Raw genomic sequence first — 13618 nt, 5'->3', positions numbered from 1 at the left:
CCTACTCCTCCCGCCCGGCACCGGAGGCCCCGGCGTCTCCGTCGCCCGCTCTGCGCCTGCCGGCCGCGCGGCGCCGTCCGGTGCCCCGGGTCCCCCTACGGCGCCCCCTGCCCCGGACCGCGGGGACGGCCCCGGTGGTCTCGCCCTCACTTGTGGATCCGGTGCTCCTGGCGCTCTCGGAACTCTCGTCGTCGGCGCTCCGTGCGCCGGGGTCGCCTTCCCGTGCGGCCCTGGTCGGTGCTCTGCGACGCGAGGCCCTGCGCAACCCCTCCGGTCGCCGTGGTCGGGGGGTGGGAGTGGAGGCGATCAGCCGCGACTCCTCCTCCGTGCGCACACCGGGCGCGGCGAGGACCACGACCACCAGGCCCAGGACGCCCTGGGCGAGCAGCCACGCCGTGTGCGCGTGGTCGATGTGCCGGACGTGCACCCGGCCGCCTTGTACCGGCAGCGCCCAGGACTGGGTGCCGTTCTCGGCGTTCACCGGGGTCAGTTCCACGCCGTCCAGGGTGGCCCGCCAGCCACTGTCGGCACTCTCCGCCAGGGCCAGGCGTCTGCCGGTGGCGCCGTCGGGGACCTCGGCCGTCATCTCCCCGCCCGAGCCCTCCACCGTGAGGGTCTCGGACTCACCGCTCTCGGAGACCACGCGCAGAGCACCGGTGGGCGTGCCGAGCCTCCAGAGGGCGTAGTGCCGCGACAGCGACCGTCGTTCGAGTCCGGGTGTGCCGTCCAGGGTGTCGACCATCGTCACGTCGGAGGGCACGCCGACCCGGGGCCGCGGGTAGAGCACGTACATGACGCCGAGATCCGCCAGGACGTGCGTCTGGTCTCCGCCCTGACCCGCGGTGAGCTCCGCCACGGCCCGGTCCATGACCTCGCGTGTCCGCGGCTCCGGTACGAGGCGTTCCTCGCCCAGGCGGGGTTGGTCTCCGCGCACCACCACGTAGTCCACCGCGCCCCGACCGTCAGAGGTGAGGATGAGGGTACGCGGCCCGGTCCCGTCCTCGGCGACACTGGACAGGGCCCCGGCGACGGTGGCGTCGGCATGTCCGGTGAGAGGGCCCTGGACGCCCTCCCACATCCACACGAGGGCGGCGCAGAGCGGGGTGGTCAGGGCGAGCGCGCCCACCGTCAGGGCGAAGACCCGCCGTGTCCCTCCCCTCTGGAACATCTCACCGAAGGAACGTGCCGCGGTCGCCGCCGACAGCAACACGGCCGTGGCGGCGAAGGACAGGGCCACGCCGGGCCAGACCGGTGCCGGCGGGCCTCCGAAAGAGGGTTCCACGACGATCCTGCTGGTCAGGATGGCGACCAGGATCCCGAACAGGGCCATCGACCAGCCCGCGGCGACCAGCATGCGGTTGCGCAACAGCAGCAGGGAGCACAGCGCCGCGACCGCGAACCCGACGGTGACCCAGAACGGCGGCGTACCCGGGCCTCCCGGGGAGAGCAGGAGCAGCTCGTGGGGGGCGGCCCCCGGGGCCGACGACTCGGGTCGGTGCAACCCCGCCTCCAGCAGCCACAGGGTGGGACGCAGGAGCAGTTCGAGCGACCACGGCAGCAGAAGCAGCAGGGGAACGGTCAGACTCAGCGCGACGCTCACGTACACCCGCCGCCCCAGGTGGCCGAAGGACACCGCCACCAACAGACCGGTGACCAGGGACAACAGCCACACCATCGGCACGAACGCGGTGGCCACCGTCAAGAGCAGACCCAGTCCCCAGGCCGCGCGACGCGAGGGTCCGGGCGGCATCGACACCAGTCTCACCAGCAGCAGACCCATCACCGGCAGAAGGGCGTGGACCAGGGCGGTGCCCACACGGCCCTGCGCCACGGCTCCGGTGGCCACGGGAAGCAGCGCGTAGACCGCGGCCATCCACAGTCGCGCGGGACGAAAGCCCAGTACCTGCCTGGCGAGCAGGTAGGAGGTCAGTCCGGCCAGGGGAACGCAGCCCAACAGGAGGACGGTGACGGCGAGCCAGGGCTTGCCCAGGGTGAGGGTGGAGGCCAGGGCGAGCAGTCCGACGTAGGGCGGGACCGGAGCGCCGGAACCGAGCCCGCTGTCGGGGCTGCTCGACAGGTACAGGTCCCACATGTCACGGGCGGTACCCGCCACCGGGGGCAGGGCGCCGCCCGCGAGGAGGTCGCCGAAGAGCAGGGATCGCTCGGCGATCACCGTGACCAGGGTCAGGCCGATGATCAGCAGCACGCCGGGCCTGAGGAGGACCCGGCGTACGAAGCCCGTGTCGTCGGTGAGCGCCTCGTCGTCGTCCTCGGCGGGTGGGACGGTGACGGCCTGGTGGCGTCCGGGGGTGTTGCTCACGGGCTCACCGGACAGGAATCCGGTGACCACGTCGTGGAACTGGCGCATGGCCACGCCGCGCGCGAGGAAGGGGCGGATGGCGCTGTAGGTACGACGGCGGTCCCGTCGTCGCCGGAAACGGGCGCGTACCAGCCGGAAGGGACGCAGGTACACCATCGTGATGGCGGCGGCCTCGTCCAGGGCGTTGGCGGGCTGCTTGACGAGCAGGTACATCAGCACTCGCAGGAGCGAGGCCACGGAGTTGCGGAGCAACGCGCCCAGCATGCCGCCTGTCGGCAGGTTGGCCAGCAACACGAAGACGGCGTGGTGGCGGTCCACCCGGCGTGGGTGGTTCCGGGTCGCGGTGATCGGCCGTCGGCGACGGGCGGAGGCCTCGGCGTGGTAGGCGACCGCGTCGGTGACCAACAGGGCGCGCAGTCCGGCCCCGCCCACCCTCCAACAGAAGTCGATGTCGTCGCGGAACAGGGGCAGGGCCGGATCGAACCCGCCGAGTCTGTCCCACACGTCGCGGCGGACGAGCATGCCCGCGCTGGACACGGCCAGGACCTGGCGGGTGCCGTCGTGCTGGCCGTGGTCGAACTCGCGTTGTTCGAGCCCGGTCTCACGCCGGCCCGCCCCGTCGATGGTCACGCCGACCTCGACCAGGAGCCGGCGGTCGAACCAGTCGCGCAGCTTGGGCCCCAGCACCGCGGCACGGGGATCCCGGTCGGCCGCGGCGAGCAGGTGGGCGAGGGCGTCGGCGTCGAGGACGAGATCGTCGTGGACGAGCCAGATCCACTCGGTGGCGTCCTCGTCGAAGCCCCGTACCGCACTGGTGGAACGGGGGAGCCTCAGGGCCGCGCGGACGGCGTCGCCGTATCCGGTGCGGGCGGGCATCTCGACGACGGCTTCGGAGGGCAGGAACTCGGCCAGGATGTCGGCGCTGCCGTCGGTGCTGCCGGTGTCCGCGGCGACGGCACGCTGCACGGGCCTGGACTGGGCGCGCAGCGCCTCCAGCGTCTCGGGCAGCCAGCGGGCGCCGTCGTGGGACACGATGACAGCGGTGACGACGTGTCGGGCGAAATCGTGGTCAAGCACGGCTGTGGTGGGTTCTCTCCGAGGGAAGGGGTGCGATCCCGCGCTCGGATCCGTGGATCCACCGACAGGGTCGGCGGGCTCGTGCGCACACCGGGCGCGACTCACGAGCGCGGGACATCACGATACGCCACCCGACACCATTACGGACCTATTCGTCGCGCGAGGAACCGGTCAGCCCATATCGGTGCATTCCCACCACGGGCGACGTCCGACGTCAGCAGCGACCACCACCGAAGGGTGCGGGCAAAGACGCGCGCCCGGGCACAGGGCCCGGGCGCGCGTCTCCTACGCACTCTCAGAGCACGTCCGCCAGGAAATCGAAATCCCCTCCGGCGGCTTTCTTGAGCCTCCGGCGCTCGCGTTCGGAAAGTCCTCCCCAGATACCGAAGCGTTCGTCGTGCTCCAGCGCGTACTCCAGGCACTCCGCACGCACCTCGCACGACTGGCAGACCTTCTTGGCCTCCCGTGTCGAGCCGCCCTTCTCGGGGAAGAACGCCTCCGGGTCGGTCTGCGCGCACAGGGCACGTTCCTGCCAGCCCAGATCTTCGTCCGAGCCGTGCGCCAGCGGGATGACCTCGCTCATGCGCACCTCCTGTTGCCCCCCATAGATGTCCCCGGCCCTTTTCGTCCCCCGGGCCGGGTGGAATCCCACCTTGAAATTACACGTGGAACGCTTGCTGAGAGTCAAGCGCCCTGCGTGGTAGTCCCCTGAATATCGCGAGGCAAACCGCCGACAGCGGTTCCACCATGTCCGTTCTGTGGGTTATCACGCAATTCACGACCTTCCAAGGCGACGGCGAGCACGGGATCCCGAGGTCGGGGTCAGCGCTGGCCGTCGTTGCCGTACCAGCCCTGCTGACCACCGGATCCACTCTGTCCTTGCTGTTCAGAGCCGTATCCGGTCCCCGAACCGTACTGGCCTCCGTACGATCCCCCGCCCTGTCCGGGCGTCTCGTTACCGGTGTTCTCACCGGAGTTAAAGAAAGGATCAACTCCGCCCTCGGCGGGAGCGCCCTGCGCCTGTTGGCCCTGGTCGGCCCCCTGGTACCAGCCGTACTGGATCGCGTCCTGGGCGGCCTGCTCGCCTGAGGTGGCCTGTTGTTCGGTGCTCTGCGGAGCGTACTGGGAGGAGTCGTAGGAGTACTCCCCCTGCTGGCCGTAGGCGGCCTGCTGCCCCGAGGCGTCCGCCCCATACTGCTGCTGACCGTAAGCCTGCTGAGCGCCCGTACCGTACTGCTGCTGCGCACCCGCGTCCGCACCGTACTGCTGGCCATAAGCCTGCTGCCCCGAGGCGTCCGCCCCATACTGCTGCTGACCATAGGCCTGCTGAGCGCCCGTACCGTACTGCTGCTGCGCACCCGCATCGGCACCGTACTGCTGGCCATAAGCCTGCTGAGCGCCCGTACCGTACTGCTGCTGCGCACCCGCGTCCGCACCGTACTGCTGGCCATAAGCCTGCTGCCCCGAGGCGTCCGCCCCATACTGCTGCTGACCGTAAGCCTGCTGAGCGCCCGTACCGTACTGCTGCTGCGCACCCGCATCGGCACCGTACTGCTGACCGTAAGCCTGCTGGGCATCCGTGCCGTACTGCTGCTGCGCACCCGCATCGGCACCGTACTGCTGGCCATAGGCCTGCTGGGCGCCCGTACCGTACTGCTGACCATAGGACTGGGCGGGATCGGCCGGAACCTGGGCGGAGGGGTCCTGCGCGGGGTATCCCGGCTGGGCGAAGGACTGCTGCGCGCCGGTGGCGGGCGGGAACTGCTGCGGGTAGACACCCTGGTGCTGCGGCGTCGCCCGGGGGACGAGGGTGGGGTCGTTGTAGGCCTTCATGGTCGCGAAGCCCACGAAACCGAGCACCGCTCCCTGAGCGACCGTCTCCAGCATCCTCGCCAGGCCGTGTCCGGCGTTGATCGCCCCGATGAATCCGCAGATCACCGTGATCAGGCAGAAGAGCAGTCCCACCCCGGTGACGATCATCGCGGTCAGCACGACCGGCGACGCGGCGGAGCGGGTTCCGTCGCTGCTCAGGACCAAGAGTACGGCGGCGGCGATGAGGACAGTGATCCCCACACCGAAGAAGTGGGCGGCCCCGGCCCCGTACATGGCGCCGGCGAAGGAGGTGCCCTGATGCCAGTCGCTGGAACTGGACAGGACGATGACCTGGATGAGCCCGGAGAGCATGAGCACGCCCGCGGCCGCGAGCAGGGCCCAGGCCCCGGGCAGGCGCAGGCGTTCCAGTGTTTCGTTCTTCAAGAGAGGTTCCCCTCTACGCTGCTGCTTCGCCGTCACGTCGGTGGAAGCGGCGTCGGGCTGTCAGGTGGGTCGGCCGCGTCCGGGCAGGAGAGTGGGGACACCGGCCGGGCCGAAAGGTGGGATGACGACCGAGGTCCGGGAGTTCGTGAACACCCGGTACCGGAACGGTCACATATGCACCGCGCCCGCTGCGGGGCAGACGGATCATACACACACCCAGACTGCCAGACTTGAACGCATGCGGATAGTCGTACCGGCTGGTGGTATCGGCGGCGCGCGGTTCCTCCTCGGCCTCAGGGCCGTACTCGGAACCGGCACGACCGCCACCGAGGAACAGCCCACAGACAACGGCATCACCGTCATCGGCAACACCGGTGACGACATCACTCTGTTCGGGCTGAGGATCTGCCCGGATCTGGACACGGTGATGTACACCCTGGGAGGAGGGATCAACGAGGAGCAGGGCTGGGGCAGGAACGAGGAGACCTTCACCGTCAAGGAGGAACTCGCCGCCTACGGGATGAAGCCCACGTGGTTCGGACTGGGGGACCGCGACACCGCGACCCACATCGTACGGACGCAGATGCTCGCGGCCGGCTACCCGCTGTCCGCGATCACCGAGGCGCTGTGCGACCGTTGGCGACCGGGGGTGCGGTTGCTGCCGATGACCGACGACCAGGTCGAGACCCATGTGGTGGTCGCCGACGAGCGTGGGCGGCGGGCCATCCACTTCCAGGAGTGGTGGATCAAACACCGGGCCGCGCTGCCGGCGGAGCAGATCGTCGGCGTCGGTGCGGAGGAGTCCACCCCCGCCCCCGGAGTACTGGCCGCGATCGCCGAGGCCGACGCGGTCATCCTTCCCCCGTCCAACCCGGTGGTCAGCGTGGGATCGATCCTGAACGTCCCCGGCATCCGGGAGGCCATGACCGCCAAGACCGTGGTGGGGGTGTCCCCCATCATCGGCGGCGCGCCGGTGCGCGGCATGGCCGACGCCTGTCTGCGCGCGATCGGGGTGGAGACCAGTGCCGGAGCGGTCGCCGCACACCTGGGCGCCGACCTGTTGGACGGCTGGCTGGTGGACGAGGCCGACGCCGGTACCGAGGTGGAGGGCGTCGACGTACGCGCGCTCCCGCTGTACATGAGCGACCCCATCGCCACCGAGGCGATCGCCCGCGCCGCCGTCGACCTGGCGGTGGAACTGGCGGGGAAGAAGGAGAAGGAGGAGCGTCGGTGAACGCCGAACTGCGCGTGCGCGGGCTCAGGGGGATCCCCGAGGTGCGAGCCGGCGACGACCTGGCCTCCCTGATCGCCGACGCCGTGGAGGCCTCCGGCGTCCCACCGGCCGAGGGGGACGTCCTCGTCGTCACCTCCAAGATCGTCAGCAAGGCCGAGGGACGTGCCCGCCGTATGGACCGCGAGGAGGCCATCGACTCCGAGACCGTGCGGGTGGTCGCCCGTGCCGGCAGGACGAGGATCGTGCAGACCCGGCAGGGCCTGGTCATGGCCGCCGCCGGGGTGGACGCCTCCAACGTCGAACCGGGCACGGTCCTGTTGCTCCCGGAGGACTCCGACGCCTCTGCCCGTGCCCTGCGCGCCGGGCTGCGTGAGCGCCTGGGGGTCAACGTCGGAGTGATCATCTCCGACACCTTCGGGCGGCCCTGGCGGGTGGGACAGACCGACGTGGCCATCGGGGTGGCCGGACTGGCCCCGGTACAGGACCTGCGGGGCACCACCGACACCCACGGCAACCTGATGGAGGCGACCGTCAACGCCGTGGCCGACGAGATCGCCGCGGCGGGCGAACTGGTCAAGGGCAAGACGAGCGGGATCCCGGTCGCCGTGGTCGGCGGTCTGGCCGAGATGGTCACCGAGGAGGACGGACCGGGTGCCGCGGCGCTGATCCGTCCGGCCGACGCCGACCTGTTCCGGTACGGGTCGCGGGAGGTCGTCCCGGCCCGGCGGACGGTGCGGTCGTTCACCGACGATCCCGTGGATCCCGAGGCGGTACGACGTGCGGTGGCCACCGCGGTGACCGCACCGGCCCCTCATCACACCACCCCATGGCGGTTCGTCCTGGTGGAGTCGGCGGCGACGCGCAAACGGCTGCTGGACGCGATGCTCCAGGCATGGGTGAGGGACCTGCGCGGGGACGGCTTCACCGAGGAGCAGATCGCCCGGCGGACCAAGCGCGGAGACGTGCTGCGTCGGGCGCCGTACCTGGTGGTGCCGTTCCTGGTGGCCGACGGCGCGCACTCGTATCCGGACGCGCGGCGGGCCGGCGCCGAGCGGTCGATGTTCCTGGTGGCGATGGGAGCGGGGGTACAGAGCCTGCTGGTGGGCCTGGCCATGGAGGGCCTGGGCTCGGCCTGGATCTCCTCGACCATGTTCTGCCCCGACGTGGTGCGCGAGGTGTTGGAGGTGCCCGGATCATGGCGGCCGATGGGCGCGGTGGCCGTCGGACACGCGGCGGAGGCGCCTCGGGACAGGCCTCCACGTGACCCCGAGGACTTCGTCACGGTGCGCTAGGAGACCGTGCGCCGGGAGGCCGCGCCCGACCGGGCGCGGCCTCTTGAGGACGTGTCACCCCGAAGAGGCCGCTTACCGCGCCGCGTGGCCGCGGCTCCCCAACGGGGACGGTCATGGTCCGGTGGATCGTGTGCGGAGAAAAACTACAAACTATCTTTACGGTTTCCGTTGACGCGACGGAGAGACAACTCTAAGGTTTCTTAACAATTCAACGGCTCACCGAGCCCTTCTTCGTCTCCCCCGCTCGACGAGAGGCCCCCACATGCTCAAGTCCCGTCACAGGAAGACCCCCAAGGGCGCCAAAGCCGCCCTCACCGGCGCGTTCGCGCTGTTGGCCGCCGGTCTCATCGCCGGTTTCGGCCAGCTCTCCCCCGCCCCGACCGAGGTGGAGACCGTCTCCGAGACCCGGCCCGCGCAGAGTGACCAATGGCTCACCGGGTACTGGCACAACTTCGACAACGGGTCCACGGTGATGCCGTTGTCGGAGATCCCCGGCGAGTACAACCTGGTGGCCGTCGCCTTCGCCGACAATCACCCCTCGCTCGACGGGGGGATCACGTTCAACCTGGCAAGCGGTGAGCTGGGCGGTTACACCGACAGGCAGTTCCGCGACGACATCGCCGCGATCCAGGCCCAGGGCCGCAAGGTGATCATCTCCGTGGGCGGCGAACTGGGACACGTCGACGTCACCAACCCCACCCAGGCGCGCAACTTCGCCGACACCACGTACGCGCTGATGCGGGAATACGGCTTCGACGGGGTCGACATCGACCTGGAGCACGGCATCAACGCCCAGTACATGTCCAGCGCCCTGCGCGACCTGAGCGGTATGGCCGGCCCGGACCTCATCATCGCGATGGCGCCGCAGACCATCGACTTCCAGAGCCCGGACCGGGAGTACTACAAGCTGGCGTCGAACATCTCCGACATCCTCACCATCGTGAACATGCAGTACTACAACTCCGGTTCGATGCTGGGATGCGACGGTCAGGTGTACCACCAGGGCACCCCCGACTTCGTCGCCGCGCTGGCCTGCATCCAACTGGAGATGGGTCTGAGCCCGAGCCAGGTGGGCCTGGGCCTGCCCGCGGTGCCGTCCGCCGCCGGAGGCGGCTACATGGCCCCCGGCGAGATCGTCAGGGCCCTGGACTGCCTTGAGGCCGGCACCAACTGCGGCTCGTTCTCGCCGTCCACCCCGTACGGCCCGATCGGCGGCGTGATGACCTGGTCCGTCAACTGGGACGCCACCAGCGGATACGCCTTCGCCGACACCATCTCGACGCGTCTGGGCACCGGCCCCGGCGATGGTGGTGGCCCCGGCGAGCCCGGCGAGCCCGGCGACTGCACCGCTCCGGCCTGGTCCTCCGGCACCGTCTACAACGGCGGCGACGTGGTCTCCCACAACGGCTCGGAGTACCGCGCCCAGTGGTGGACCCTGGGCGAGGAGCCCGGAACCACCGGCGAGTGGGGCGTCTGGAGGCTCGTCGGCTCCTGTTGATCCGCGGCCGTGGAAGGGCCCCTTCTCCTCCTGCCCCACACGGCTCCTCCGCGGCCCGTCTCCCGCTCCCCCGCGGGCGACGGGCCGCTTCTCGTGAGAAGAAGGGGCGAAACGTCGTTTCCCGGCGTTTCGCCCCCTACTTCCCCGGTCCCGAGACCTCTCACTACACCAGGGGCAGACTGGGACGCCGGACGCTGGGCGCCACACCGTCGCTGGCCTCCGCGACGCGTCGACGCTCCTGGGAGACCGTGCCGTAGGTGGTGGTGCGCTGACGCACGGGACGGCCCGTCGGCTCCACCAGCGCACGGATGTCACTGATGGTCTTGAACGATCCCTGCGCCGATCCGGCCATCCGGCTGATGGTCTCCTCCATCAGAGTCCCTCCCACGTCGTTCACCCCACCCGCGAGCAGTTGCCGGCAGGTGTCCTCGGCGAGTTTGACCCACGAACACTGGATGTTGTCGATGTGGCCGTGCAGCAACAGACGGGCCAGGGCGTGCACCGCGCGGTTCTCCCGCACGGTCGGCCCCGTCCGGGCCAGCCCCGCCAGGTAGAGGGGCGCGTTGGTGTGGACGAACGGCAGGAGCACGAACTCGGTGAACCCGCGGCGACCATTGCGCTCCACCGACCGTTCCTGGAGGGAACGCAGCAGCTTGATGTGCCCCACCCAGTGCCTCGGCGAGTCCACGTGCCCGTACATCATCGTGGACGTGGTGGGGATGCCCAGGTCGTGCGCGGTGGTGATGACCTCGATCCACTCACGGGCGGGCAGTTTCCCCTTGGTGAGGATCCAGCGGACCTCGTCGTCGAGGATCTCGGCCGCGGTGCCCGGCACGGAGCCGAGCCCGGCCTCCTTGGCTCGTGACAGCCACTCGCGGACCGGCAGGTCGGTACGGGCCGCGCCGTTGACCACCTCCATCGGGCTGAACGCGTGGACGTGCATGTCCGGCACGCGCTCGCGCACGGCGGAGGCGATGTCGAAGTAGGCGGTACCGGGCAGATCCGGGTGGATACCGCCCTGCATGCACACCTCGGTCGCTCCGGCCTTCCACGCCTCCTCCGCCCGGTCCGCGACCTGTTCCAAGGAGAGGGTGTAGGCGTCGGCGTCGGTGCGGCGCTGGGCGAACGCGCAGAACCGGCACCCTGTGTAGCAGACGTTGGTGAAGTTGATGTTCCTGGTCACCACGTAGGTGACGTCGTCACCGACCGCGTCGCGACGTACCCGGTCGGCCAGGCCCGCCAACGCCTCCAGTTCGGGGCCGTCGGCGTGCAACAGGGCGAGTGCCTCGTCGTCGGACAGGCCCGCCGGGTCGGACTCGGCGCTGCGCAGCGCGGCGGCGATGTCGGGGGCGAACCTCCGAGGCGCGGCCCCCTGGCGGTCCACCTTCGGTCGCAGCTCGTCCCAGTCGCCGTAGACCGCGTCGAAGTCACCGCGCCGGTCACCGGTACGCCCCTCGGTGTCGATCCCGGTGTGCAGGTCGGTGCGGCCGGAGGAGACCGGCACCGCCTCGGGTTCCTGCCAGGGGCGGCCCACCACGGGGGCGCCCTCGCGGGCCAGGCCCGTCTCCGGGTCGGCGAGCGCGGCCACGTGCCCGGCCACGCGGGGGTCCAGCCATGGCTCCCCGGCCTTGACGTACTCGGGATAGACCGTGAGCCGCTCGCGCAGGGTGAAGCCGTGGGCGGCGGTGCGCTCGGCCAGGTCGTCGATCTGGGGCCAGGGACGCTCGGGGTTGACGTGGTCGGGCGTCAGCGGGGAGACACCGCCCCAGTCGTCGATGCCCGCGCGGAGCATCAACTCGTATTCGTCCACCCCGCCGTGCTCGGCGCCGAGGAGGTTGGGCGGCGCCTGCACGTGCGCGCTCGGTCCCATGACCAGACGGGTGACCGCGATGGCGGCGGCCATCTCCTCGCGCTCGGCGTCGGGCCGGTGCATCATCGCGGTGGCGGGCTTGGCCCGGAAGTTCTGCACGATGACCTCCTGGACACCGCCGTAGCGGCGGGAGACCCCACGCATCGCGAAGATGGACTCGGCGCGTTCGGTGACGTTCTCCCCGATACCGAGGAGGATGCCGGTGGTGAACGGGACACTGGAGCGGCCGGCGTCCTCCAGGACGCGCAGCCGTACCTCCGGGTCCTTGTCCGGGCTGCCGTAGTGGGCCTGGCCCTTCTCCGTGAACAGCCGGGTGGAGGTGGTCTCGAGCATCATCCCCATGGACGGGGCGACGGGCTTGAGCCGCTGGAGGTCGGCCCACGTGAGCACACCGGGGTTGAGGTGCGGGAGCATCCCCGTCTCCTCCAGCACCATGATGGCCATGGCCCGCACATAGGAGAGGGTGTCGTCGTAGCCATGGGCGTCGAGCCACTCGGCCGCCTGCTTCCAACGATCCTCGGGGCGGTCGCCGAGGGTGAACAGCGCCTCCTTGCACCCCATGGCGGCGCCCTGCCGAGCGATCTCCAGGACCTCGTCGGGCGACAGGAACGGCGACTCCAGTCTGCCCGGTACCGTGGCGAACGTGCAGTAGTGACAACGGTCGCGGCACAGGCGGGTCAGCGGGATGAAGACCTTACGGCTGTAGGTGATGACACCGGGGCGGCCGGCGGCCTCCAGTCCGGCGTCACGCACACGTCCGGCGTGTTCGAGAAGGGCCTCCAGATCCTCTCCCCTGGCGTGCAGGAGTACCTCGGCCTCGGTGACGTCGAGGGCCTTTCCGTCCCGGGCGCGGGCCAACGCGCGGCGCATGGCGGACGGGGAGGGGACTGGGGCCGGGTCGTTCGCACCACTCATAGAGCGCACCCTACGCTCCGACCTTTTCGCATCCGCGGGCGCATCACCGATGATCCCGGATGTGCGTGGATCCTCGCCGGCGGCCCCTCCTCCGTGCCGGCGTCGCCCGTGCACCGGGCGGCGTAGGGTCGGCACGAGGAGGAAGGAGATCGGGTGCCGACTCGTCTGCGCAACGCACCGTGGGTGCGTCCGATCCTGCTCCTGGTGGTGGGCGTATGCGCGGGTCTGGCCCTGCACGCCAACTGGGAGCAGGCGGGCGAGGCCGTGGCCTCGCTTCCTCTGTGGGTACTGCCCACCGCGGTACTCGCGGGCATGGCGGGACTGACGGCGCAGATGCTCGCGTGGCGTGCGTTGTTGGCAGGGGCCGGTTCACCGCTGCCGCGCCGGGTGGCGGCCCGGGTCATGTTCGTGGGGCAGCTCGGCAAGTACCTGCCGGGCTCGGTGTGGGCGTTCGTCGCCCAGGTGGAACTGGCCCGCGATCGGAGCGTGCCCCGGTCGCGCGGGGCGGCGGCGACCCTGCTCGCGGTGGCGGTGACGGTCGCGGTCGGCCTGACGGTGGCCGCGGTGACCCTGCCCCTGTCGTCGGCCGAGGCCGCCAGGCGCTGGTGGTGGGCGCTGGCGTCGGCCCCTCTGCTGCTCGCCGCCCTGCATCCGCGGGTGGTGGGGTGGGGTGTCCGGACGGCGGCACGCCCCTTCGCCCGGTTCCGCGAGGTGGCCGAGGCGGGCCCCCTGAAGGTGAGCGGTCGGGCGATGGCCGCCTCGGTGGGATGGACCCTCGTGGCCTGGATCCCCCTGGGACTGCATGTGTGGGTGCTGGCCTGGGCCGTGGGCGCTGACGGGCCGCGGTCGCTCGGCCCCGCCGTGGGCGCGTACGCGCTGGCGTGGACCCTGGGGCTGCTCGTGGTGTTCGCGCCCGCGGGCCTGGGGGTGCGTGAGGTGGTCCTGGTCGTCGCGCTGTCACCGGTGCTGGACGCCGGCGCCGCCCTGGTCGTGGCGATGCTGTCGCGCCTGGTGATGACGGTCGCCGACGTGGGATGGGCGGGGTTGTCCCTGCTGCTGTTCCCCGGCCGGGTTCCCGACGCCTCCTCCGGAAGGACCCCCGCGGCTCCCGAGTAGCCCCTCCGGGTCCCGAGGGACGACCACGGCGGCCCCCGAG

At 70.8% G+C, this 13618-nt stretch carries 8 protein-coding genes; 4 read left to right on the top strand and 4 right to left on the bottom strand.

Going from position 1 to position 13618, the window contains the following annotated elements; translation table 11 throughout:
• Window position 1: 1 nt before the first annotated feature.
• The 3 genes from PFX91_RS11605 to PFX91_RS11595 form a co-directional block, all read right to left on the bottom strand.
• Window positions 2–3397 carry a glycosyltransferase family 2 protein gene (locus PFX91_RS11605; RefSeq protein ID WP_285731498.1) on the bottom strand — a complete coding sequence of 1132 codons (3396 nt, stop codon included), beginning with the start codon at window positions 3395–3397 and terminating at the stop codon, window positions 2–4.
• 295 nt (window positions 3398–3692) lie between these two features.
• Window positions 3693–3980: a WhiB family transcriptional regulator gene (locus PFX91_RS11600; RefSeq protein ID WP_285731497.1), complete on the bottom strand. Its 288-nt coding sequence runs from the start codon at window positions 3978–3980 to the stop codon at window positions 3693–3695.
• Between the two features lie 239 nt (window positions 3981–4219).
• Complete coding sequence (locus PFX91_RS11595; protein WP_285731496.1) at window positions 4220–5653, bottom strand: mediator complex subunit 15 domain-containing protein; 1434 nt, start codon at window positions 5651–5653, stop codon at window positions 4220–4222.
• Between the two features lie 238 nt (window positions 5654–5891).
• On the opposite strand from PFX91_RS11595, the gene cofD reads away from it, so the two are divergent.
• From cofD to PFX91_RS11580, 3 genes are all read left to right on the top strand, one after another.
• A complete protein-coding gene (cofD, locus tag PFX91_RS11590; RefSeq protein ID WP_285731495.1) occupies window positions 5892–6887 on the top strand; it encodes a 2-phospho-L-lactate transferase in 996 nt (331 codons plus the stop codon).
• The gene (locus PFX91_RS11585; protein ID WP_285731494.1) at window positions 6884–8179 is read left to right on the top strand and encodes a coenzyme F420-0:L-glutamate ligase; all 1296 of its coding nucleotides are present in this window, start codon (window positions 6884–6886) and stop codon (window positions 8177–8179) included. Before cofD ends, PFX91_RS11585 begins: the two co-directional genes overlap by 4 nt.
• Window positions 8180–8441: 262 nt before the next feature.
• The gene (locus PFX91_RS11580; protein ID WP_285731493.1) at window positions 8442–9677 is read left to right on the top strand and encodes a glycosyl hydrolase family 18 protein; all 1236 of its coding nucleotides are present in this window, start codon (window positions 8442–8444) and stop codon (window positions 9675–9677) included.
• 163 nt (window positions 9678–9840) lie between these two features.
• Here the strand turns inward: PFX91_RS11580 and PFX91_RS11575 are convergent, their stop codons facing one another.
• The gene (locus PFX91_RS11575; RefSeq protein ID WP_285731492.1) at window positions 9841–12462 is read right to left on the bottom strand and encodes a bifunctional FO biosynthesis protein CofGH; all 2622 of its coding nucleotides are present in this window, start codon (window positions 12460–12462) and stop codon (window positions 9841–9843) included.
• Between the two features lie 153 nt (window positions 12463–12615).
• Between PFX91_RS11575 and PFX91_RS11570 the strand changes: the two genes are divergently transcribed.
• A complete protein-coding gene (locus PFX91_RS11570; protein ID WP_285731491.1) occupies window positions 12616–13578 on the top strand; it encodes a lysylphosphatidylglycerol synthase transmembrane domain-containing protein in 963 nt (320 codons plus the stop codon).
• Window positions 13579–13618: the final 40 nt, after the last annotated feature.

Source organism: Nocardiopsis sp. ATB16-24, from assembly GCF_030271535.1.
Taxonomy (GTDB): Bacteria; Actinomycetota; Actinomycetes; order Streptosporangiales; family Streptosporangiaceae; genus Nocardiopsis.
Note: the sequence above shows the minus strand (reverse complement) of the source record. Positions and strands in the feature narration are given on the sequence as shown.

Excerpts from the sequence above, each read along its gene's own strand:
- PFX91_RS11600 (WP_285731497.1), bottom strand. The coding sequence starts at position 3,980 with ATGAGCGAGGTCATCCCGCTGGCGCACGGCTCGGACGAAGATCTGGGC.
- cofD (WP_285731495.1), top strand. The coding sequence starts at position 5,892 with ATGCGGATAGTCGTACCGGCTGGTGGTATCGGCGGCGCGCGGTTCCTC.
- PFX91_RS11580 (WP_285731493.1), top strand. The coding sequence starts at position 8,442 with ATGCTCAAGTCCCGTCACAGGAAGACCCCCAAGGGCGCCAAAGCCGCC.
- PFX91_RS11575 (WP_285731492.1), bottom strand. The coding sequence starts at position 12,462 with ATGAGTGGTGCGAACGACCCGGCCCCAGTCCCCTCCCCGTCCGCCATG.